Raw genomic sequence first — 22,155 nt, 5'->3', positions numbered from 1 at the left:
GAGGAAGCGCGCGTCGCCGCGACCGAGAAAGCGCGGCTGGCCGAGCAGGAGCGGGCACGGCTCGCCGCCGAGGGCGCCCAGAAGTCGCAGCAGGCAAAGGCCGAAGCGGAAGCCAAAGCCGCCGAGCAGGCGCGCATCGCGGCTGAAAAGGCCAAGCAGGTGGCGCAGGACCAAGCGGCCGCGGCCGAGCAGAAGCGCGTCGCCGCCGAAAGCGCCGCCGGCGACAAGGCGTCCGTTCCGGCACCCGCTGACAAGGACAAACCGGTCAACCTTGCGGCCCTCACCGCGGGACCGCCCCAAGCCGAAATCACCAAGTCGGTGCAGGCCGAATTGCGCCGGGTCGGCTGTCTGACTGGCAACGCCGATGGCAACTGGAATAGCGCCTCGCAGCGGTCGCTGACGTTGTTCAACCGTTATGCCGGAACCAAGCTCGACACCAAGGTCGCCAGCGTCGATACGCTCGATACGATCAAGCTGAAGTCATCGCGGGTGTGCCCGCTGGTCTGCGAACACGGCTTCAAGGCCGAGGGCGAGCGCTGCACCAAGGTCACCTGTGCGGAGGGCTCGTTCCTCAACGACGACAACGAATGCGAGAAGCGTAGCGCCAGGAAGCCGGTCGCCAAGCGCGGGAAGCCCGAACCGCGGCAGGCGCTGGAAGCCAGGCCGTATCAGGTGCCGCGGGGCAGGCAGGCCACCGCCGGGCGTTATCAGGGACGGGATCCGAGCATCGGCGCCAATGGCCGCCCGCTCACCGGCCTCGAACGCCAGCAAGGCTGCAATAGCTACCAGGCCATCATGTCGGGCGTGTGCCCGTAACGGCGGCCGGCATCAGATCAAGTCCACATTGGCGCCGCGACAGCGGGGTCAATGTGGCTTTTCAAATCGCGCTCGCCGCGATGTTCACCATCAATGCCAGCAGCGCGGTGTTGAACACGAACGAGACGATGCCGTGCACGGTCGCGGTGCGGCGGATGATCCTGTCGGTGATGCCGACGTCGGAAACCTGCGCGGTCATGCCGATCACGAACGAGAAGTAGACGAAGTCCCAATAGTCCGCATCCTCGTGCGCGCCGCCGCTCGGAAACTGCAGGCCACCGGCGTTGCTGCCGCGGTAGAAATCATGCGCGTAGTGCAGCGCAAAGGCGGTATGCACCAGCGCCCATGACAACACGATCGTCACCGTCGCCAGGATCAGCCCGGCCGGATTGCCTTTCGAAGCGCCGAGCTCGAGCACGATCGCGCCAAGGCTCGCGAGGGCGCCGAATGCGGTCAACAACAGAATCAGGAAGCGCCCGTCATCCTGCAACACTGCGCTGCGGCGGATATGGGCGACGTCGCAGCGCAGCATCATGATGTAGGCAAGTGCGAGATACAGTGCGGCGAAGACGTTCCAGCCGACGACTAGCCGCGTTGGCAGCCGCAGCGTGCCGGGCAGCAGCCAGTACGCGATGACGCCTACCGCGAGCGCGATGAAGGTTCGCGGCCTGCCGTAGACCACGCGGACCGGCAGCGGCAGGTTCCGGAACCGAACAAGGTGCTCTTCGAATTCCTTGCTCATCCGCCGCCTTTAAATGCTCGCTAGCTCTTGCGCTCCGCGACGAAGCGCGCGGCTGCCCGCAATACGTCGCCCTTTGTTCCGAAGATCGAAAGCGCTGAATCGGCGCGCGCCAGCAGGTCGCGCACGCGCTGCTTGGCGCCCTCGATGCCGAGCTGGGTGACGAAGGTGGTCTTGCCGAGCGCTGCATCCTGCCCGGTTTGCTTGCCCAGCGCCGCCGCGTCGCCTTCGACGTCGAGCAGGTCGTCGGCGATCTGGAACGCCTCGCCGAGCGCGCGGCCGTAATCGTCGAGCGCCTGGTACTCCTTCTGCGTGGACTGGCCGAGGATCGCGCCGGCGATACAGCCATAGCGGAGCAGCGCGCCGGTCTTCATCTGCTGCAGCCGCGCCACGTCGACCGGTTCGCGGTCGCCGAACCGTCCCTCGCCGGCAAGGTCGAGGATCTGGCCGCCGACCATGCCGCCAATGCCGGAGGCGCGGGCCAGGGCGCGCGTCAAGAGCAGGCGCACATTAGCGTCCTTGTGGATCTCGTCGCGGGTGACGATGTCGAACGCCAGCGTCAACAGCCCGTCGCCGGCGAGGATCGCGGTGGCGTCGTCGGTCTCCTTGTGCAGCGTGGGCCGGCCACGACGGAGGTCGCTGTTGTCCATCGCCGGCAGATCGTCATGGATCAGGGAATAGCAATGGATGCATTCCAGCGCCGCGCCGACCAGCAGGGCAGCTTCGCGCGGAACTCCGAACACCGCCGAACTTTCGGCCACCAGAAAGGGCCGCAGCCGCTTTCCGCCGCCGAGGCTGGAATAGCGCATCGCGTCCATCAGCCGTTTCGGCCGCGCGATCTCTTCGGGCAGCAGCGTATCGGACAACAGTTTCGCCAGCAGGGCTTCGGTGTCCTCCGCGGTCTGGTCCAGTCGTTTGGCGAAATCGGCAGTGGCGGTCGTCATTAAGAATAGCTCCAGATCAATTTGGCCGGACAATGTTTGATGGCGGGCGCTTCGTCAATTCCATGACGAGGATCACACCGCCTTAAAATGGGCTGGAAAAACCACGAAATATCATGGAGATGTCACTTGGATGGGGCCTATTGATAGGTCCCTGGCCGGCTTGGGCAGAACCGGAAGCATCGAATTTGCGGATTGTCCGAATTTTACTGCTGATCCTGCTGGCGGTGGTGCTGCTGCCCTATCTGGTGACGCCGTTCTATCGTACCGGACATCCGGTCTCGACGCTGATGGCCTGGCGCTGGCTCAAGGGCACGCCGGTATCGCGTCAGTGGATCGATTTCAACGCGATGTCGCCCTACCTGCCGCGCTCGGTGGTGGGGTCCGAGGACGCCAAATTCTGCGGCCATCGCGGCATCGATTGGGGCGCCTTGCAGGATGCGATCGACGATGCCGAGGACGGCGAGCCGGCCCGCGGCGGCTCGACCATCACCCAGCAGGTCGCCAAGAACCTGTTCCTGTGGCCCGGCCGCAGCGTGGTCCGCAAGGCGCTGGAACTGCCGCTCGCGATGTGGATCGATCTGGTGCTGCCCAAACAGCGGATCCTGGAAATCTATCTCAACATCGCCGAACTCGGGCCTTCCGGACAGTTCGGGGCGGAAGCCGGTTCCCTTTACGCTTTCGGCCGCCCGGCCGCTTCGCTTTCGGCGCGCGAGGCCGCGTTGCTGGCGGCGATCCTGCCCAATCCTGTCAGGCGAAGCGCCCGCAATCCCGGCCCCGGGGTGCGCCGTCTGGCCGGCACCTATATGGCGCGGGCGGGCGCAGTACAGCGCTGCTGGAGCGAAAATCGTGCTTTTTGAGCCAATTTTCGGCCGCTTTAACCGCAAGCTGGCCTAGCTTTACGCCATGCCATCCTCTATAAGCGCGGCCTTATCGGCATCGCAGCTCGTGCGCGAAGCGCTGGGCCGTCCGGTTTCGGACGATGCCTCCGACAACACCCCTAGAGGATCGTTATGGCCGTTCCCAGAAGAAAAACATCGCCCTCGCGGCGTGGCATGCGCCGCTCGGCGGACGCGCTGAAGAAGCCGACCTATGCTGAGGACAAGGATTCCGGCGAACTGCGCCGTCCGCACCATCTCGACCTGAAGACCGGCATGTACAAGGGCCGGCAGGTGCTGAAGAAGAAGGAATCCTGATCGGGTTCGGGGATAAGACGCTGCTTCTGGCGGCGTCTGCCCGAATTTGGCCAACGAGTGGGCCAACGGTTCCATAAGGTGAAGCGTTTGCTTCGCCGGGGACATTCCGGTTTTCCTAGGAAGGCGCGATACCCATGGTCGGTTTTCCGCTGCTTCTGATTCCGCTCGCGATCTACAACATCATCGTCTTCCTGATGCCCACCGTTGCCTTCACCGATCCGCTGGTGAAGCTGACGTTGATGTCGGGCGCGGAATGGACGGTGACGCTGAGCGACGTGCTGCTTACGCTCGCCATCCTGCTGCTGCTCGCCGAGGTCATCAAGGGCGCGCGGCCCGGTGCGAAGTACCTGACCGACCATCTGCTGTCGCTGATCGTGTTCGGCGCAGCCGCGGCCGAATTCGTGCTGTGGCCGAAATTCGGCACTTCGACCTATTTCCTGCTGACGGCGCTGTCGCTGGTGGATTTCCTCTCTGGTCTCGCATTACGCACGCGGCGCCGTGCGGTTGCCGTAGCGGCGGCGCCAGCGCCAGCGCCCGCGCCTCCGGCAAAAGAAGCCGAAGCCGAAAAAGTCGAGAAAGTCGAGGCAGCGCCTGCGGCCGAGCCCAAGCCCGCGCCGGCACCGGCAGCTTCGCCTGCGCCTGCCGCGCCATCTGCACCGGCGGCAGCCTCTGTTGCCGAATCCGTGCTGCAGGATCACCCCGAACCGAAACCGGGGCGGCCTGCCGTCGAACCGAAACCGGCGCAGCCTGCTGTCGCGTCCGAGGCGGCCTCGGTCGTACCCGAGGCGCCCTCGCCGAAAACGCCTTCATCGGAAGTCCCGTCGCCCGAAGTCCCGTCGCCCGGCATACAGCCGGGCTCTCCGCCATCACCGGACAAGCCGGACAAGCCGGACCAGCCGGAGACACCTCAGCGCTGATCTAGATGGTTTGCCGCGTCCGGAAGCCGGTGCCGCAGCGCCGGATCTGGCTGGCGCCATAGGCCGTCTGCGCATCCGCCAGCGAGGCCCGCCTCAGGCCGCGGGTTTGCGGTGCCTGGTCGGCGGTAGCGATCAACTGCGCGAGGAAGGTCGGATCGGGCCGCGGCGTGGCCGCGCTCTGTGACCAGTGCACGGACTGGGTCACCGGCACCAGCTCCACGCAGGCCGGCTCGACGTTGACGAAGTCGCCGTCCAACACTTCCTCTGATCGATCGATATCCAGCATCGCACACCGCAACCGGCTAATCTGTCACGTTTTGGGACGTTCCGCCCCCACCTGCGATCTGACCTCGCAAGGCCTATGCCGCTCCCTTCCGATCCGTTCCCCGCTGGCGCGGGAAGTCTGTGAAACATGGTTTCCGGATTATTTATGAACTTAGCCTAGCCTCTCGTTCCGAACAGCCACTATCCTCAAGGCTTAAGGGAATCGAATCACCCGGCGGTGTCCCGAATCGAGGCGTCCTGATGCTCCCTGTCCCGCAAGCCTCCAGCATCCTTGCCTCGCTAGGCCAGGCGGCCTTCGTCTGGGACCTGACCGCGGACACCATCGCCTGGAGCGACAATGTAGGCTCGGTCTTCACTGACGTCCCGGCAGGTGCGCTGGCCAGCGGCGCCGGGTTTGCCAAGCTGATCGAGCCGTCCCGTTCGGTCCGCACGGACGCGCTCGCGCAATCAGCGCCGGCGCGGGGCGGCGAAGGCGTCGCCTACCGGATCGAATATGGCGTGCGCGCTTCCGCCTCGGTGCCCGTGCTCTGGATCGAGGAAACCGGTTGCTGGTTTGCAGGGCCCGACGGCAAGCCGGTGCGCGCGCAAGGCATCGTCCGTATCAACAATGAGCGCCACGCCCGCGACGAGCAGTTAATGCGGCTGTCGCGGCACGATCCGCTGACCGGTGAACTCAATCGCACGCATCTCATTGCCTCGCTGGCGGAATCGATCGAAGAAACCATGCGTTTCCGATCGTCCTCCGCCTTCATGCTGATCGGTATCGATCATCTGGCGCGCGTCAACGATGCCTTTGGCTTCGACGTAGCGGACGCCGTGATCGCCGAAGTCGCAAAGCGCATCCGCGCCAAGCTGCGCGCCGGCGACGTGCTCGGGCGGTTCTCCGGCAACAAGTTCGGGCTGATCTTGAGGAACTGCACCGTCGACGACACCAATATCGCGGCCGAGCGCTTCCTGGCCGGGATCCGCGACGAGGTGATCCCGACCAAATCCGGCCCGGTCTCGGTGACGGCCTCGATCGGCGCGATCACCATCCCGCGCTACGCCCGCAACGCCGATGAGGCGATCAATCGCGCCCAGGAAACGCTCGACGGCGCCAAGCGCCGCCGCGCCGGATCGTTCTCGCTGTGGCGGCCGAATGTCGAACGCGACGCCCAGCGCCGCGTCAACATCCGCGTCACCGACGAGATCGTCACTGCGCTCAACGAGCGCCGCATCGTCACGGCGTTCGAGCCGGTGGTCGAAGCGCGCTCGCGGCAACCGGCGTTCTACGAGTGCCTGGTGCGAATGGAGCAGGCGGACGGCCAGGCGCTGCTGGCGCCTGACATCGTTCCGGTCGCCGAGCGATTGGGCCTGATCCGGCTGGTCGACCACCGCGTGCTCGAGCTCGCGATCGCCGAACTTGCGGCGTCGCCGAACGTGCGGCTCAGCCTCAATATCTCGCCCGACACCACGATGGATCCGGATTGGTGGACCGGAATCGAATCGCTGATGCGTGCCCATCCCGGCGCCGGCGAGCGGCTGATCGTCGAAATCACCGAAACGGTGGCGATCCAGGACATCGACGACGTCCGCGGTTTCGTGACCCGCTTGAAGAATTTCGGCAGCCAGATTGCGATCGACGATTTCGGCGCCGGCTACACCTCATTCCGAAACCTGCGCAAACTCGGCGTCGACATCGTGAAGATCGACGGCGCCTTCGTGCAGAACATCGCACGCTCCGCAGACGATCGCGCCTTCGTGCATACGCTGATCGATCTGGCGAACCGCCTGCAGATCAAGACTGTCGCGGAATGGGTGCAGGACGAAGAAGCCGCCGTGATGCTGCGCGAATGGGGCTGCGATTACATCCAGGGCCGCTTGATCGGGCTGGCCTCGCCGGAACGGCCGTGGGCCATGGCGGGAGATGCGGCGCTGCCGGCGGCGGGCTGATCGTCTTCTCGCGTTGAAAAAATCTCTCCGTCGTCCCCGCGAACCCGGGAACTCATACGCTGCGGCCTATCGGTGAGGCGATGGACGTAGAGATCTTCAGTTACAACAAAAGCCGGTGGCTATGGGTCCCTGCGTTCGCAGGGACGACGAGGGAGCGAACCCTATCACTCTTCCTTCTTCGGCTCTTTCGACATGCGCTCGAGGCGTTCCTGCATGTCTTTCATCTGGCGGCGAAGGTCGTCGATATTATCTTCGTCGGGCGCCGGCTCCGGCGCCTTCTCCGGCTCGGACGAAGTCGATCCGGGGCGCGGCGGCACGAACGGCTTGAACATCGAAAACGTCTGCTGAAACAATTCCATGTTGCGGCGGACATGTTCTTCCAGCGGGGCAAACGGCGTTCCGCTGAACGTGTTGGTAAGCTGCTTGCGGAATTTTTCCTGCTCGCGCGTCAGCGTGTCGATCGACTGCTCCAGATATTTCGGCACCACCATCTGCATGCTGTCGCCGTAGAAGCGGATCAACTGCCGCAGGAAAGTGGTGGGCAGCAGATTTTGTCCGGCCTTGTTTTCCTGCTCGAAGATGATCTGCGCCAGCACCTGACGGGTGATGTCGTCGCCGGTCTTGGCGTCATAGACGAGAAAATCCTCGCCTTCCTTCACCATCGCTGCGAGATCCTCGAGCGTCACATAGGTGCTTGTGCCGGTATTATAGAGCCGCCGGTTAGCGTATTTCTTGATGGTCGTGGGTTGGTCTGACTTTGCCATAAGCTCACACATCGACACCGAGAGCGGGGAACCCGACGGCATCGCCGACGGGCAGACGAGCAACGCAACGCAGCAAAGTAAGCATTTTCAATGCGGTTCGGCTACCGTTTTGTGCGGCACGGTTAATTCCAAGGCATGGACGCTGCTATGGAAACTCTCACGGGGATCAATTTGAATGCGCCGCGGCAGGAATTTGGGCCGTGGCCGATTGACATGGGTGGGCGAGGTTAACAGGATAAGGTGAGAGACAGGCCCGGCATCCGGCCCGCCCGCCGTCGAAGAAACCTCAAGCCCAAGAAACCCCATAAGGAGATGTCCATGTCAGACGATGTCGTCATCGTCAGCGCCGCTCGCACCCCGGTCGGCAGCTTCAACGGCGCGTTCGCCACCACCCCGGCCCATGATCTCGGGGCCGTCGCTATCAAGGCCGCGCTGGAGCGCGCGGGTGTCGAGCCGGGCCAGGTCTCCGAAGTCATCATGGGCCAGATCCTCACCGCGGCGCAGGGCCAGAACCCAGCCCGCCAGGCTTCCATCAACGCCGGTATTCCAGTGGAGAGCCCGGCCTGGGGCGTCAACCAGCTCTGCGGCAGCGGCCTGCGCTCGGTCGCGCTCGGCTATCAGGCCCTGCTCAACGGCGATTCCTCTGTCGTCGTCGCCGGCGGCCAGGAATCCATGAGCATGGCCCCGCATGCGCAATACCTGCGTGGCGGCGTCAAGATGGGCGGCCTCGAGCTGGTCGACACCATGATCAAGGACGGCCTGTGGGACGCCTTCAACGGCTATCACATGGGCAACACCGCCGAGAACGTCGCCAAGCAGTGGCAGATCACCCGCGCCCAGCAGGACGAGTTCGCCGTCAACTCGCAGCAGAAGGCCGAGGCCGCGCAGAAGGCCGGCAAGTTCAAGGACGAGATCGTCGCCGTCACCATCAAGACCCGCAAGGGCGACGTGGTGGTCGACACCGACGAATATCCCCGCCACGGCGCGACGCTGGAATCGATGGCCAAGCTGAAGCCGGCCTTCGAGAAGGACGGCACCGTGACCGCCGGCAGCGCCTCGGGCATCAATGACGGCGCGGCCGCCGTCGTGCTGATGACCGCCAAGGAAGCGGCCAAGCAGGGCAAGAAGCCGCTCGCCCGCATCGTGTCGTGGGGTCAGGCTGGCGTCGATCCCAAGATCATGGGCTCCGGTCCGATCCCGGCCTCGCGCGCCGCCCTGAAGCGGGCCGGCTGGAGCGTCGGCGACCTCGACCTGATCGAGGCCAACGAGGCGTTTGCGGCGCAAGCCTGCGCGGTCAACAAGGACCTCGGCTGGGATACCGGCAAGGTCAACGTCAACGGCGGCGCGATCGCGATCGGTCACCCGATCGGTGCGTCGGGCGCGCGCGTGCTGGTGACACTGCTGCACGAGATGCAGAAGCGTGACGCCAAGAAAGGCCTCGCCACGCTCTGCATCGGCGGCGGCATGGGCATCGCGATGTGCATTGCACGCGACTGAACTAAAGGCAGAGTGAGCGGTTGAATGATGAAAAGATCATCTCGTAACCGACGCTCGAATTGGTAAAGATGAAATGCCCGGTCTCGCGCCGGGCATTTTCATCTTACGCAAGCGTTTTCAACAACGCTTCAAGCCAAAGGCTGCGCTTCGTCAAAAGACCGGGACAATTCCGGCATAGAAAGAAGACCACCAAGGAGGACTACGACATGGCACGTGTTGCATTGGTTACGGGGGGTACGAGGGGCATTGGCGCGGCGATCAGCAAGGCGCTGAAAGCTGCAGGCTACAAGGTCGCGGCGAGCTACGCCGGCAACGATGCCGCCGCCGAGAAATTCAAATCCGAAACCGGCATCCCCGTCTATAAATGGGACGTCTCTTCGTTCGATGCCTGCGCCGAAGGCGCTAAGAAGGTCGAGGCCGATCTCGGACCCGTGGACGTGCTCGTCAACAATGCCGGCATCACCAAGGACGGCGCCTTCCACAAGATGACGCTCGATCAATGGAACGCGGTTATCAATACCAATCTCGGCTCGCTGTTCAACATGACGCGCCCGGTGATCGAGGGCATGCGCGCCCGCAAGTTCGGCCGCATCATCAACATCTCCTCGATCAACGGGCAGAAGGGCCAGTTCGGCCAGGTCAACTATTCCGCGGCCAAGGCCGGCGACATCGGCTTCACCAAGGCGCTGGCGCTGGAGAACGCCAAGGGCGGCGTCACCGTGAACGCGATCTGCCCCGGCTACATCAACACCGAGATGGTGCAGGCGGTGCCGAAGGAGGTGCTGGAGAAGAGCATTCTGCCGTTGATCCCGGTCAACCGCCTCGGCGAGCCCGAGGAAATCGCCCGCGCCGTGGTGTTCCTCGCCGCCGATGAGGCGAGCGGCATCACCGGCTCGACCATGACGATCAACGGCGGGCAGTACATGGTGTGATGGCGCGCTCGTCATTGCGACGAGGCGTTGTGTGAAAAAGTCGTCATGCCCGGGCAGAAGCGCGAAGCGCGTCTTCGCGCTAGATGTCCCGGGCATCCACGTCTTTACAACCAGCGACAAGAAAAGACGTGGATGGCCGGGACAAGCCCGGCCATGACGAGAGAACTCTGCCTATGGCTATCCGCACCGCTACGCTGATCGGACTGACCGCGATCCTGATGTGGTCGCTGCTGTCGGTGTTGACCGTTGCGACCGGAAAAATTCCGGCGTTTCAGCTCGCCGCCATGACGTTTGCGATCGGCGCTTTGGTCGCCTTCGCAAGTTTCCTGTTCAGGCCGTCTGCTTTTGGCGCCTTGAAGCAGCCGCCGGTCGCCTGGGTCGTCGGCGTCGGGGGATTGTTCGGCTATCACGCGCTGTATTTCCTCGCGCTGCGCTACGCGCCGCCGGCCGAAGCCGGCCTTTTGAATTATCTCTGGCCGCTGCTGATCGTGCTGTTCTCGTCGCTGCTGCCGGGCGAACGGCTGGCGCCGCATCACATCGTCGGTGCCTTGCTCGGGCTTGTCGGCACGGTGCTGCTGTTCGTCGGTAATACCGGCGCCTTCGCACCGGGTCAGATACCAGGGCTGGCCGCAGCTTTCGTTGCCGCCTTTGTGTGGGCGGCCTATTCGGTGATGTCACGCAAGCTCAAGGCGGTGCCGACCGATGCGGTGGCAGGCTTCTGTCTTGCGACCGCGCTGCTGGCCGCGCTCGTTCACGGCATGGTCGAGACCACGGTCTGGCCGGAGACGGTCGGGCAATGGCTGGCGATCATTGCGCTCGGCGTCGGTCCTGTCGGTGCCGCGTTCTTTGTCTGGGATATCGGCATGAAACGCGGTGACATCCGCGTGTTGGGTGCGGCTTCCTACGCGACGCCATTGCTGTCAACATTGTTCTTGATCCTGGCCGGCTTTGCGCAAGCCACCGCCACGATCGCCGTCGCGGCGATCCTGATCGCCGGCGGCGGCCTGATCGCGGCAAAGGATATGGTGTTGAGAAAAAGACTGTAGGATGGGTGGAGCGAAGCGATACCCATCATCTCACCGCACCGATGCAATTGATGGGTATCGCTTCGCTCCACCCATCCTACGAAGAGGGCTCCCATCCCTTCGGCGCCATCTCGAATTTCGCAAATTCGAATCCCGGCGCAACGGTGCAGCCGACCAGCGTCCAGTCGCCGGTGCTCTGCGCGGCCTGCCAGGCCTGCGGTGGAACGATCGCCTGCGGCTCTTCGCCAGCGGCGAGATCCGCGCCGAGCTTCACGCTACGTCGGCCTTTGCCGTCGGCGATCTGCAGCGTCAGCGCGGCGCCCGCATAATAATGCCAGGTCTCCACCGCATCGATGCGATGCCAATGCGAGCGCTCGCCGCGCGCCAGCAGGAAATAGATTGCGGTCGATCGTGAACGCCCATCGGCATCCACGCTTTCGTCGCGGAACGTCTCGCGATAATGGCCGCCTTCGGGATGCGGCTTCAGGTCGAGCCGCGCGATGATCTCGGCGGCTTCTTTCGAGAGCGCCATCAGGACTTGTTCTTGCGTTCGCGGAGTTCGCCGAACACTTCGGCTGCGCTCGCGCCTTTCATGTGCAGCTTGGCTGCCACCGACGGCTCGTCGGCGCGCAGGAAGACGTTGGATTTTTTCTCGTCTCCCAAGAGCACGGGGATCGTCGGCTTGTTCTCCGCACAAAGCCGCGTCACTTCCTCGGCGCGCGCCTTGAGTGCGGGGTTGTCGCCGTCGACGGTGAGTGCGAATTTGACGTTGGAGGCGGTATATTCATGGCCGCAATAGAGTTTGAAATCGTCGGGCAGCGCGCGCAGCTTCAACAGCGAATCCCACATCATCGGATAGGTGCCCTCGAATACCCGGCCGCAGCCGATCGAGAACAACGTGTCGGCGGCAAATACCGCCTTTTCGGTATCGAACACGTAGGAGATATGATCGAGCGTATGGCCGGGCGTTTCCAGCACACGCGCCAACAGGCTACCCACCTTGATCACATCGCCATGGGCCGCGCGCAGGTCGACATTGGCGATCTTGGTGGACTTGTCGTTGGGGGCGACAACCCGGCAATTATATTTCTGCTTCAGTTCGGCGACGCCGCCGACATGGTCGTGATGGTGGTGGGTGACGAGAATATCCGTCAGCGTCCAGCCTTCGCGCTCCAGCGCCTTGATGATCGGGGCGGCTTCCGGCGCGTCGATCGATGCGGTTGCCTTGGTCGCGGGATCGTGGATCAAATAGCCGAAATTGTCGCTGAGGCAGGTGAAAGTGCGAATTTCTGCGGCCATGATTGCTCCGTGAGTAAGGCTTTCAGCCCCATTAATTCCCCAGAAATATGGCGTTAACGCTGGCGCGGCAATGCCATTTTCGGCGCGCCGTAACGAAACACGGTGTGGTAGATTGCGCTCATGACCATCGACGTCATCGATCTCCGCGACTTCTATTCGCAGCGCCTCGGCGTCGTCGCGCGACAGTTGATCAACCGCGGCATCCGGGCGCGCTGGCCTGATGCGGCAGGGCAGCGTGTGCTTGGGCTCGGCTATCCGACGCCCTATCTCGGCCTGTTTCGCGAGGATTCCGAGCGCTGCATCGCCTTCATGCCGGCGGCGCAGGGCGTCTTGAAATGGCCGACGGGGCGGCCTGCGCTGGCTTCCCTGATCGATGAATTTTCGATGCCGCTGCCGGACGCCGCGGTGGATCGGATCCTGCTGGTCCACGCGCTGGAAATGTCCGACGATCCGGAGCGCTTGCTGCGCGAGGTGTGGCGCGTGCTGGCGCCGTCTGGCCGCCTGATCGCGGTGATCCCGAACAGGCGTGGCGTGTGGACGCGCACCGACAATACGCCGTTCGGTCACGGCCGGCCCTATTCGCGGGCGCAGATCACGCAGTTGCTGCGGCAAACCTGGTTCACGCCGGCGGCGTGGGGCGAAGCGCTGTTCCTGCCGCCGGTCGGCAATAGCTGGTTTTTGCGCTCGGCCATGGCATGGGAGCGTGTCGGCGCCGCGCTGTCGCTGCCGTTCGCAGGCGTCCATGTCGTGGAAGCGACCAAGCAGGTCTATCGTGCGATTCCCGTGGGCCGCGAACGCGCGCGGCTGATTCCCTCGCTGGAGCCGGCGCTGGTGCCGTCGTCGACGGCGACAAGGGATAAGGCGTAGTCTCAGTCGTCCCTGCGAAAGCAGGGACCCATAACCACCGGCGGTATTTGTTTAAGAGATCGTCGACCCGCGCGCCTCAAATGACGGCCGCGGCGTATGGGTCCCCGCGTTCGCGGGGACGACGAGATGGCGAGAGTTACCGCTACCTACTCATTCCCCGGATTGAAATCTTCGCTCGGGGCGGCTGGCGCGGCGATGCTGTCGGGACGCGGGCCATGCGGCCGGCGGCGCCGGCGTGGGAAACGCTCGCCGCCACGGCCCTCTTCATACCCACCGGGCGTGCCATTCACCTGCGGCTGCGGGCCGGTGATGAAGGAGGGCAGGCGATCGACGCCGCCGGTATCGGCAATCACCGGCTGCGGCTGGGGTTGCGGCTGATATTGCGGCTGCGGACGGTGCTCGCGTTCACGGTCCCGCTCGCGATGTTCGCGCGGCTGCTGGTCGCGTTGGTAGGGCTGGCCATCGCCGCGCTGTTCACGCGGATTGTTGTCGCGGACGTAGGGCTGCGGCTGCTGGGGGACGAAGCCCGGCTCCTGGCCGAAATGCGAGAAGCTCTCGCCATCGTCGTCACCGTCTTCCGTCGGCGGCGTCTCGGCGTCGAGGCGCGGCTGCGGCTGGTTCTGGCGGAACTGCTCCTGTGCGGCGGCGATCAGGCGGAAATAGTGTTCGGCATGCTGGTAGTAATTCTCCGCCGCGACCGGGTCGCCGGAAGAGCGCGCGTCGCGCGCCAATTGAACGTATTTTTCGGCGACGTGCGAGGCCGTGCCGCGGATTTTGATATCGGGCCCGTTCGATTCGAACACCCGGGTCATCGGGTTTTGACCACGCCGGTTATTATTGTTGTTATTGTTGTTATTCCGGTTACGCATCCGCTTGTTGTTTTGACCGTTTCTCATGTCTCGCCTTTATTCCAGCCCTGAAGTTATGCAGTTGCCGTTGTAACCTGATCCGACCCGGCGCGCTCTGGCGCACCGAATCACGGTGCCGTTCAGTTTCATGTCGTCGATGTCGCCAACCATCGCGTTCAGCAAAGACGCGTTCCCCACCCGGCGGCGTTCATACGCGCGCCGGACCAAATCATTCAGCCTGCCAAAACCAGCCTAATCGTCTTGCGTGACGGCTTCGCGTGACCGGCTGTTGCGTAAGTCTTCAACCGCAATATCAGGCTTTCGTTCGCTTTGCGGTCGAGAGCAGCACAGCTCCAGCTATTGCGCTCGATTCGACCTGCGTTTTGGAACCTTTCACCCGGCGGGCTCTCATTCGAGAACTCTGGCCTCACCCGCGTAACCTTACGGGGCCAGCAACCCTGGACCGATGTTGTGGGCGGAACGTAGTCGCTCCCGGGGAATATTCCAAGGGGTTTTTTTGCGTTCGAAAAGGACTTTATCGGGCCATTTTGTGACCTGCGACGGCCCTCGGAATGCCCGCCAGATCGGCTTTGGGGGCGGGCGCAGCCTTTAACCCGGCGGCCTTCATCAGGGCCTGGATTGGGCCGCTTTGACCCTCACCGGCCTCCACGATCAGGGCGGCGCCCGGCGCCAGAAGGCCGGCCGCCTGCGGGATCAGCGTGCGGTAGGCATCCAGCCCGTCTGCGCCGCCATCGAGTGCGGCGCGCGGATCATGATCCCTCACCTCCGCCGCCAGACCGCCGATATCGGCCGAGCGGATATAGGGCGGATTCGAGACGATCAGATCAAACGGACCGGACAGTCCGCACGCATAATTGCAGGCGATGAAGGCCGCGCGCTCCGACAACCCGGCGCGGGCCGCATTGGCCGCCGCGATTCGCAGTGCGGCTTCGGAGATGTCGGTTCCGAATCCCTTTGCTGCCGGCAACTCGGACAACAGCGCGAGAAAAATTGCGCCGGAGCCGGTGCCGAGATCGGCGATGCGCAGGGGGCGATTGAGATCGCCGCCCGCGCGCAACAGCTCCAGCGCCAGTTCGACCACCGTTTCGGTATCGGGCCGCGGCACCAGCGTCGCGGACGAAAGCTGCAGCGGCAGGCCCCAAAACTCCCTCTCGCCGAGAATGCGTGCGACCGGCTCACCCGCGAGACGGCGCCGGACGAATTCTTCGAGACGCGTCGATTCGTCCGGCGTTAGTCGGCGTTGCGCGGCCGCGATCAAGCCGGTCAGGTCGAGGCCCAGTGCATGGCCTATCAGAATCCGCGCGTCGAGCTCGGCGGAATCGATGGCGGCGGTTTTGAGTCTCGCGGTGAGCGCGCGCCGTGCCGCTTCGACGGTTTGGTTGGTGAAGGCGCCGGTCACGTGGAGTCCTCGCCCAAATCCCTCCACACGTCGTCCCTGCGAAAGCAGGGACCCATACGCCGCGGCCCTTCAATTAAGGCGACGTGGGTTGATATCTCTGGTAGCAGCGAACGCCTGGGGTTATGGGTCCCTGCTTTCGCAGGGACGACATCGAAACTGTTGATGGGTCCCCGCGTTCGCGGGGACGACACGCGGATGGTGCTCACGCCGCCGCGCCTTGCGCGGCAAGCTGCGCGGCCTGATGCTCGGTGGTCAGCGCTTCGATCAGTTCGCCCAGCGCTTCGCCCGCAATCACCTGCGGCAGCTTGTAGAGCGTCAGGTTGATGCGGTGGTCGGTGACGCGGCCTTGCGGGAAATTATAGGTGCGGATGCGCTCGGAACGATCTCCGGAGCCGACCTTCTCCTTGCGCTCGGCGGAGCGCGCGGCATCGACGCGCTGGCGCTCGGCGTCGTAGATGCGCGAGCGCAGGATGTTCATCGCAGAAGCCCGATTCTTGTGCTGCGAGCGGCTGTCCTGCATCATGACGACGATGCCGGTCGGAATATGGGTGATGCGGATCGCCGATTCGGTCTTGTTGACGTGCTGACCGCCGGCCCCTTGCGCGCGCATGGTCTCGATCCTCAAGTCATCGTTTTTGATGTCGACATCGACATCCTCAACTTCGGGCAGCACTGCCACCGTTGCTGCGGAGGTGTGAATGCGGCCCTGCGTTTCGGTGTCGGGCACGCGCTGCACGCGGTGCACGCCGGATTCGAATTTCAGCTTGGCGAATGCACCGCGGCCCTGCACCTCGGCGATGATTTCCTTGAAGCCGCCCATGGTGCCTTCGGAGGCCGAGATCACCTCGACCTTCCAGCCCTGCAGGCTGGCAAACCGCTCATACATCCGGAACAGGTCGCCGGCGAACAGCGAGGCCTCGTCGCCGCCGGTGCCGGCACGGATTTCCAGCATCACGTTGCGGTCGTCCATGGCGTCCTTGGGCAGCAGCGCCACGCGAATCTTCTGCTCCAGTTCGGCGACGCGCGCCTGCAGCGTTTCGAGCTCGGCTTCGGCCATGCTGCGCATCTCGGGGTCGGTGGCGGCGTCAGCCAGCAGCGATTCGGCGCCCGAAATCTCCGCCCGTGCCACGCGATAGGCCTTTACGGCGTCGATCAGCGGATTGAGCTCGGCGAGCTCGCGCGTGATCTGAACGTACTTCTCGGAATTCACCTGGCCCAGCAGCTCGGCCTCCAACGAGGCGTGGTGGGCGAGCAGGATATCGAGTTTGGCTTCGGGTAGCATGGCGTTGTTCTCAAGGAGCGGATGCGGGCGGCAGCGTTGTCGGGACTGAGCCTCGCTACAACGACAGCCCCTCTGCTTCTGCGAATTCCGTCAGCTTCTGCCGGATCGAGACGCTGCCGGCCGGCGCGTCGAGCAGCGGCATCATGACAGCTTCGGCCTTTTTGGCGTCGAGGTCGAGGATCATCGCCTTCACCGGACCATGGGCGGTGGCCGATATCGACAGCGAGCGGTAGCCAAGCGCGATCAGCGCCAGCGCACCGAGCGGCTTTGAGGCCATCTCGCCGCACAGCGATGCCATCTTCTTCGCCGCCCGCGCCTTGCGCACGATGTCGCGCAGCGCACGCATGATCGGCGCCGACATGGTGTCGAACCGCTCGGAAACCTTGGCGTTGCCGCGGTCGACCGCGAACATGAACTGGAACAAATCGTTCGACCCGACCGAAACGAAATCGACCTTCTTCAGGAGCTCGTCGAGCTGATAAAGCAGTGCCGGCACTTCCACCATGGTACCGACGTCGATGCGTTCTGGCAGCGCATGGCCGTGCTGGCGCAGATAGGTCAGTTCGCGCTCAACGATCGCTTTGGCGGAATCGAACTCGGCGACGTCAGAAACCATCGGAAACATGATCTTCAGCGCGCGGCCGCCACCGGCCCGCAGCAGCGCGCGGATCTGGCCGCGTAGCAATCCGGGCCGGTCGAGCCCGAGCCGGATCGCGCGCCAGCCGAGCGCAGGATTTTCCTCGATCACGGTCTCCATATAGGGCAACGCCTTGTCGCCGCCAATATCGAGGGTGCGGAACGTGACCGGTTTGGAGCCTGCGGCGTCCAGCACTGTACGGTAGAGCGCAAGCTGGTCGGAGCTGCGGGGTAGGCTCTGGCCGACCATGAACTGCAACTCGGTACGGAACAGACCGATGCCGGCGCTGCCGGTGTCGTCGATATGCGGCAGGTCGATCGCAAGGCCCGCGTTGATCATCAGCTCGACCGGTTGGCCGTCCTTGGTGACGCAGGGCTTGTCGCGCAGCGCGGCATACTGCGCCTGACGGCGAGCGCGGAACCGCACCCGCTCGGCGTAGGCCGATTCGATCTCGGCTGAGGGGCGGACATAGATCGAGCCCGAGGTGCCGTCGACGATGATGGGATCGCCAGGGTCGGCAATGCCGGGCGCGTTCGGGACTTCGCCGACCGCAGGGATTCCGAGCGCGCGCGCCACGATCGAGACGTGGGAATTCGCGGTGCCTTCCTCCAGCACCAGGCCGCGCAGCCGCTTGCGATCGTAGTCGAGCAGCGCCGCCGGTCCCATCGCGCGCGCGATCAGAATGGCGTTCTCGGGGAGCTGTTCGCGCGACGGCGCGTGATCCTGTCCGACCAGTTGCCGCATCAGGCGATGGCCGAGGTCTTCCAGGTCGTGCAGGCGGTCACGCAGATAGGGATCGGTCGAGCGCAGCATGCGCGCGCGGGTATCGGATTGCACGCGTTCGACGGCGGCTTCCGCAGTGAGGCCGGTGGCGACCGCCTCATGCAATTTGTGCGACCAGCCGTGGTCGTTGGCGAACATCCGGTAGGCTTCCAGCACGTCGCGGTGCTCGCCGCTGTCGGCGACGTCGCCGCGCTCCAGCATGCGGTCGAGGTCGGCGCGCAGCTTGGCGAGCGCCGCGTCGAGCTTCTTTATTTCCTTCGGCAGGTCTTCGGCGATGTAGTTGGTGATGACGACGCGCGGCTCGTGCAGCACGACATGGCCGAGCGCGATGCCGTCGGAAAGGATCGCGCCGGTCTTGTGCAGGGAATGCCGCGCCGCTGGTTCTGCGCCGGGTTGTGCCAGCGCCGCCAGTTCGCCGGAGGCGATCATCTCCGCCAGCACCATGGCGGTGGTCTGCAGCGCCTCGACCTCTTCCTCGACATAGGTGCGCTTGGCGCGGTTCTGCACCACGAGCACGCCGAGCGTGTTGCCGGCGCGCAGGATCGGCACGCCGAGGAACGAATGGTAGATTTCTTCGCCGGTTTCCGGGCGGAACGAGAATGCCGGATGGCTTTGTGCGTCGGAGAGGTTGAGCGGGCTCGCCTCGCTGGCGACGAGGCCGACGAGGCCCTCATGCGCGTTCAGCACCGTCCGGTGCACCGCGTCGCGGTTCAGACCTTCGGTGGCATAAAGTTCGAGCGTGTTATCGATGCGCAGCACGTAACAGGAGCAGACCTCGGCCACCATGTTGGCCGCGATCAGCACCACGATCTTGTCCAGACGCTCCTGCGCCGAGACCTTCTCCGCCATGGTTTCGCGGAGCCGTCTCAACAAGACGCGGGGACCTCCCGACGCGCTCCGCATGTGCTGGTATCCTCCCCCGCAAGGCCAGCCCGCCGGGTGGCCGGTAGCTGGCGTGAAACGCACGAAAAACAACAAATTTAATTCATTCGGCGCCGCCGCAGGCACCTGATCCCGGCCGAATCGGATCGCCAAAACCATGGCACAAGTTTGCGGCGCCCACCTCACAGGCCGTATAGCCAATCGAGGCTTGCTTTGCCAAGCAAAACGCCTGCCAGAAGCAATAACGTATGTGTCAGGGCAGCGATGCTGCGCCAGCGAAGCGCATGATCTGCCAAACCACAGCCGTTGGCGATCAGACCATGCGCTAAATTTGAGAGAAAATCGTTCTAAGTCTGATCGAGCCCGTAGAGCGTGTGCAGGGTGCGCACCGCGAGTTCGGTATAGGCCGCATCGATCAGCACCGAAAACTTGATCTCGGAGGTGGTAATGGCGCGGATGTTGATATTGCGCCCGGCCAGCGCGGTGAACGCCTGCGCCGCGACACCGGCATGGCTGCGCATGCCGCTGCCGATCACGGAAACCTTCGCCACGTCGGTGGCGCTGTCGAGCCGGGCATAGCCGATCTTGGCCTTGGCCGAGCTGATCGTGTCGCGGGCGCGGGCATAATCGGAGGCCGGAACGGTGAAGGTGAGGTCGGTGGTCTTGCCGTCCTCGGAGACGTTCTGGACGATCATGTCGACATTGATGTTGGCTTCAGCCAGCGGCCCGAAGATTGCGGCGGCAACGCCCGGCTTGTCCTCGATCTGGCGTACGGAAATCTGGGCTTCGTCCTTGGAGAAGGCGATGCCGGTGACGACGTGGCTTTCCATGATTTCCTCCTCGCTGCAGATCAGCGTGCCCGGCGGCGTGCCGTGCGGGTCGATATCCTCTGGCTTGTCGAAGCTGGAACGGACGAACACAGGCATGTTGTGTACCATGCCGAGTTCCACCGAGCGCACCTGCAGGACCTTGGCACCCTGCGAAGCCAGTTCCAGCATGTCCTCGAACGCGATCTTGTCGAGCCGCCGCGCCTTTGGAACCACGCGGGGATCGGTGGTGTAGACGCCATCGACATCGGTATAGATGTCGCAACGGTCGGCGCGGATCGCGGCAGCAATAGCCACCGCCGAAGTATCCGAACCGCCGCGCCCCAGCGTGGTGACCCGGTTGGTCTGCGGGTTGATGCCCTGGAAGCCGGCAATGACGGCGACTTCCTGGCGGTCCTTGAAACGGTGGATGATCTCTGCGCCGTCGATCTCGAGAATCCGCGCCGAGGCATGGGCGTCGGAAGTCCGGATCGGGATCTGCCAGCCCTGCCACGAGCGCGCCTGGATGCCCATGCCTTGAAGCACGATCGAGAGCAACCCTGACGTGACCTGCTCGCCGGATGCCACGATGGCGTCATATTCGCGCGCGTCATGCATCGGCGAGGCGTCGCGGCACCATTCCACCAGCTCGTTGGTCTTGCCGGCCATGGCCGACACGACAACGGCGACATCATGCCCGGCATCGACTTCGCGCTTGACGTGACGCGCGACGTTGCGGATTCGGTCGATATTGGCGACGGACGTACCGCCGAATTTCATCACGAGGCGGCCCATGACGACGCGTGCATTCCCTGTGAGGATAAGTTAGATGACCCGCACGGAAATTGGAGCGCCCGGGCCGAAAGCGGCGTATACATAGCGGCGCGGTCCGGAGCAAGCAACCAGCTTCGTTTTCGGCCCGAAATGGCGCAAATTGCTGTGGTAGCGGGTTAAGTCAGGGCAGGCGTATGGGCCGTTATATCGATGATATCCTGCAGCCCGACGAGAAGGTGCTGTATTCGACCAACGCGCACTGGATGTTCTATCTGCCGGCCATCGGGGCGTGGACTGTGACGATCGTATTTCTGGTGCTGTCGCGGATGGTCACTGCCGACGCGCTGATGTTGCTTTGCCTGGCGCTGGCGGCCGTCGCCGGACTTGCGGCGCTATATTGGACAGCGACGGCCTGGTTCCATCGCTGGACCACCGAGACCGACGTCACCAATATGCGGGTCGTCCACAAGACGGGCTTCATCAAGCGGCGGACCTTCGAGATGAGCCTCGACAAGGTCGAGAGCGTCGACGTCAACCAGAGCATCCTCGGCCGCATCATGAACTACGGCGACGTCACCATTCAGGGCGTCGGCGAGGGCACCCAAACCATTTCCACCATTTCGCGCCCACTGGCGTTTCGTACCGCCATCACCACCCGACCGGCCGGCACCTAAATCATGGTTACGCAGCAAAATTCATCCGCCGGCTTTTCCGCGATGGGCGGCAGCGTTGACCCCGCCGAAGTCGCCAAGTTTTCAAAACTGTCCGACGAATGGTGGGACCCTAGGGGCAAGATGGCCCCGCTGCACAAGATCAATCCGCTGCGGCTCGCCTATATCCGCGATGCCGCCTGCCGCAAGTTCGATCGCAATGCGCGGAGCCTGAGCTGCCTCTCGGGCCTGCGCATCCTCGATATCGGCTGCGGCGCCGGGCTGTTGTGCGAGCCGTTTACGAGGCTGGACGCACAGGTGATCGGGATCGATCCTTCTCCCACCAACATCGCCGCCGCCAAGCTGCATGCCGACAAGGGGCATTTGTCGATCGACTACCGCTGCACCACCGTCGAGGCGATGGATGTGCGTGAGCGCTTCGACATCGTGCTGGCGATGGAGGTGATCGAGCATGTCACCGACGTCGGCGCGTTCCTTGCGCGCTGTGCGGCGATGGTCAAGCCGGGCGGCATGATGGTGGTCTCGACACTGAACCGCAACTGGAAGAGTTTTGCGCTCGCGATCGTCGGCGCGGAATATGTGCTGCGCTGGTTGCCGCGTGGCACCCATCAATGGGACAAATTCGTCACCCCGGACGAACTCGCGCAGCATCTCGCCCACAACCGCCTCACCATCACCGAACAGGCCGGCGTGATCTACAACCCGCTTACCGACAGATGGAGCATCTCGTCCGACATGGACGTGAACTACATGGTGGTGGCAGAGGGGATGTGAGTTTGATGCCTGCACTTTAGCCGCATAACTGCTGTCGTCCCTGCGAACGCAGGGACCCATACCCCGCG

Annotated in this window: 21 protein-coding genes and 1 pseudogene; 11 read left to right on the top strand and 11 right to left on the bottom strand. The window is 63.9% G+C overall.

Annotation, left to right across the window (positions count from 1 at the left end; all coding sequences use genetic code 11):
• Positions 1-816: pseudogene (locus CP49_RS46490) on the top strand (caspase family protein); the annotation flags it as partial.
• A 61-nt stretch (positions 817-877) separates the two neighbouring features.
• On the opposite strand, the gene CP49_RS36530 reads toward CP49_RS46490, so the two are convergent.
• Both CP49_RS36530 and CP49_RS36525 read right to left on the bottom strand, forming a co-directional pair.
• Positions 878-1,558, bottom strand: coding sequence for a DUF1345 domain-containing protein (locus CP49_RS36530; protein WP_057854948.1), 681 nt, complete (start codon positions 1,556-1,558; stop codon positions 878-880).
• Between the two features lie 20 nt (positions 1,559-1,578).
• Positions 1,579-2,499, bottom strand: a complete 921-nt coding sequence (locus CP49_RS36525; RefSeq protein WP_057854947.1) for a polyprenyl synthetase family protein — start codon at positions 2,497-2,499, stop codon at positions 1,579-1,581.
• A gap of 185 nt (positions 2,500-2,684) precedes the next feature.
• Between CP49_RS36525 and mtgA the strand changes: the two genes are divergently transcribed.
• The 3 genes from mtgA to CP49_RS36510 all read left to right on the top strand — a co-directional run bounded on the left by mtgA (position 2,685) and on the right by CP49_RS36510 (position 4,609).
• On the top strand, positions 2,685-3,356 hold the full coding sequence (gene mtgA / locus CP49_RS36520; RefSeq protein WP_057854946.1) for a monofunctional biosynthetic peptidoglycan transglycosylase: 672 nt from the start codon (positions 2,685-2,687) through the stop codon (positions 3,354-3,356).
• A gap of 153 nt (positions 3,357-3,509) precedes the next feature.
• Positions 3,510-3,692 carry a 50S ribosomal protein L32 gene (gene rpmF / locus CP49_RS36515; protein ID WP_028347701.1) on the top strand — a complete coding sequence of 61 codons (183 nt, stop codon included), beginning with the start codon at positions 3,510-3,512 and terminating at the stop codon, positions 3,690-3,692.
• Positions 3,693-3,826: 134 nt separating this feature from the next.
• Positions 3,827-4,609: a hypothetical protein gene (locus tag CP49_RS36510; protein ID WP_057854945.1), complete on the top strand. Its 783-nt coding sequence runs from the start codon at positions 3,827-3,829 to the stop codon at positions 4,607-4,609.
• A gap of 1 nt (position 4,610) precedes the next feature.
• Here the strand turns inward: CP49_RS36510 and CP49_RS36505 are convergent, their stop codons facing one another.
• Positions 4,611-4,895: a hypothetical protein gene (locus CP49_RS36505; RefSeq protein WP_057854944.1), complete on the bottom strand. Its 285-nt coding sequence runs from the start codon at positions 4,893-4,895 to the stop codon at positions 4,611-4,613.
• Positions 4,896-5,134: 239 nt separating this feature from the next.
• Between CP49_RS36505 and CP49_RS36500 the strand changes: the two genes are divergently transcribed.
• Positions 5,135-6,826, top strand: coding sequence for a putative bifunctional diguanylate cyclase/phosphodiesterase (locus CP49_RS36500; RefSeq protein WP_057854943.1), 1,692 nt, complete (start codon positions 5,135-5,137; stop codon positions 6,824-6,826).
• A 164-nt stretch (positions 6,827-6,990) separates the two neighbouring features.
• Here the strand turns inward: CP49_RS36500 and phaR are convergent, their stop codons facing one another.
• Positions 6,991-7,590: a polyhydroxyalkanoate synthesis repressor PhaR gene (phaR, locus tag CP49_RS36495; RefSeq protein WP_057854942.1), complete on the bottom strand. Its 600-nt coding sequence runs from the start codon at positions 7,588-7,590 to the stop codon at positions 6,991-6,993.
• 318 nt (positions 7,591-7,908) lie between these two features.
• Here phaR and CP49_RS36490 point away from each other — a divergent pair, with 318 nt between their 5' ends.
• The 3 genes from CP49_RS36490 to yddG all read left to right on the top strand — a co-directional run bounded on the left by CP49_RS36490 (position 7,909) and on the right by yddG (position 11,065).
• Positions 7,909-9,087, top strand: coding sequence for an acetyl-CoA C-acetyltransferase (locus tag CP49_RS36490; protein ID WP_057854941.1), 1,179 nt, complete (start codon positions 7,909-7,911; stop codon positions 9,085-9,087).
• 206 nt (positions 9,088-9,293) lie between these two features.
• The gene (phbB, locus tag CP49_RS36485; RefSeq protein ID WP_057854953.1) at positions 9,294-10,019 is read left to right on the top strand and encodes an acetoacetyl-CoA reductase; all 726 of its coding nucleotides are present in this window, start codon (positions 9,294-9,296) and stop codon (positions 10,017-10,019) included.
• Positions 10,020-10,192: 173 nt separating this feature from the next.
• On the top strand, positions 10,193-11,065 hold the full coding sequence (yddG, locus tag CP49_RS36480) for an aromatic amino acid exporter YddG (protein ID WP_057854940.1): 873 nt from the start codon (positions 10,193-10,195) through the stop codon (positions 11,063-11,065).
• A gap of 76 nt (positions 11,066-11,141) precedes the next feature.
• Here the strand turns inward: yddG and CP49_RS36475 are convergent, their stop codons facing one another.
• Together CP49_RS36475 and gloB are read right to left on the bottom strand one after the other, a co-directional pair.
• Positions 11,142-11,576, bottom strand: coding sequence for a cupin domain-containing protein (locus CP49_RS36475; protein WP_057854939.1), 435 nt, complete (start codon positions 11,574-11,576; stop codon positions 11,142-11,144).
• A complete protein-coding gene (gene gloB / locus CP49_RS36470; RefSeq protein ID WP_057854938.1) occupies positions 11,576-12,343 on the bottom strand; it encodes a hydroxyacylglutathione hydrolase in 768 nt (255 codons plus the stop codon). The genes CP49_RS36475 and gloB overlap by 1 nt, the downstream gene beginning before the upstream one ends.
• Positions 12,344-12,463: 120 nt before the next feature.
• On the opposite strand from gloB, the gene CP49_RS36465 reads away from it, so the two are divergent.
• On the top strand, positions 12,464-13,210 hold the full coding sequence (locus CP49_RS36465) for a methyltransferase domain-containing protein (RefSeq protein ID WP_156438858.1): 747 nt from the start codon (positions 12,464-12,466) through the stop codon (positions 13,208-13,210).
• Between the two features lie 146 nt (positions 13,211-13,356).
• On the opposite strand, the gene CP49_RS36460 is transcribed toward CP49_RS36465, so the two are convergent.
• The 5 genes from CP49_RS36460 to CP49_RS36440 form a co-directional block, all read right to left on the bottom strand.
• Positions 13,357-14,106: a DUF4167 domain-containing protein gene (locus tag CP49_RS36460; RefSeq protein ID WP_057854937.1), complete on the bottom strand. Its 750-nt coding sequence runs from the start codon at positions 14,104-14,106 to the stop codon at positions 13,357-13,359.
• A 487-nt stretch (positions 14,107-14,593) separates the two neighbouring features.
• On the bottom strand, positions 14,594-15,478 hold the full coding sequence (gene prmC, locus CP49_RS36455; RefSeq protein ID WP_057854936.1) for a peptide chain release factor N(5)-glutamine methyltransferase: 885 nt from the start codon (positions 15,476-15,478) through the stop codon (positions 14,594-14,596).
• A gap of 202 nt (positions 15,479-15,680) precedes the next feature.
• The gene (gene prfA / locus CP49_RS36450; protein ID WP_057854935.1) at positions 15,681-16,760 is read right to left on the bottom strand and encodes a peptide chain release factor 1; all 1,080 of its coding nucleotides are present in this window, start codon (positions 16,758-16,760) and stop codon (positions 15,681-15,683) included.
• Positions 16,761-16,815: 55 nt separating this feature from the next.
• On the bottom strand, positions 16,816-19,083 hold the full coding sequence (gene ptsP, locus CP49_RS36445; RefSeq protein ID WP_057854951.1) for a phosphoenolpyruvate--protein phosphotransferase: 2,268 nt from the start codon (positions 19,081-19,083) through the stop codon (positions 16,816-16,818).
• Between the two features lie 326 nt (positions 19,084-19,409).
• The gene (locus CP49_RS36440; RefSeq protein ID WP_057854934.1) at positions 19,410-20,663 is read right to left on the bottom strand and encodes an aspartate kinase; all 1,254 of its coding nucleotides are present in this window, start codon (positions 20,661-20,663) and stop codon (positions 19,410-19,412) included.
• 173 nt (positions 20,664-20,836) lie between these two features.
• Between CP49_RS36440 and CP49_RS36435 the strand changes: the two genes are divergently transcribed.
• Together CP49_RS36435 and ubiG are read left to right on the top strand one after the other, a co-directional pair.
• A complete protein-coding gene (locus CP49_RS36435; RefSeq protein ID WP_057854933.1) occupies positions 20,837-21,316 on the top strand; it encodes a PH domain-containing protein in 480 nt (159 codons plus the stop codon).
• Between the two features lie 3 nt (positions 21,317-21,319).
• Positions 21,320-22,087 carry a bifunctional 2-polyprenyl-6-hydroxyphenol methylase/3-demethylubiquinol 3-O-methyltransferase UbiG gene (gene ubiG, locus CP49_RS36430; RefSeq protein ID WP_057854932.1) on the top strand — a complete coding sequence of 256 codons (768 nt, stop codon included), beginning with the start codon at positions 21,320-21,322 and terminating at the stop codon, positions 22,085-22,087.
• Positions 22,088-22,155 lie beyond the last annotated feature (68 nt).

Origin of the sequence: Bradyrhizobium valentinum (assembly GCF_001440405.1) — a bacterium.
Classification (GTDB): domain Bacteria; phylum Pseudomonadota; class Alphaproteobacteria; order Rhizobiales; family Xanthobacteraceae; genus Bradyrhizobium; species Bradyrhizobium valentinum.
The sequence above is the reverse complement of the archived record's forward strand: the minus strand, read 5'-3'. Positions and strand labels throughout refer to the sequence as shown.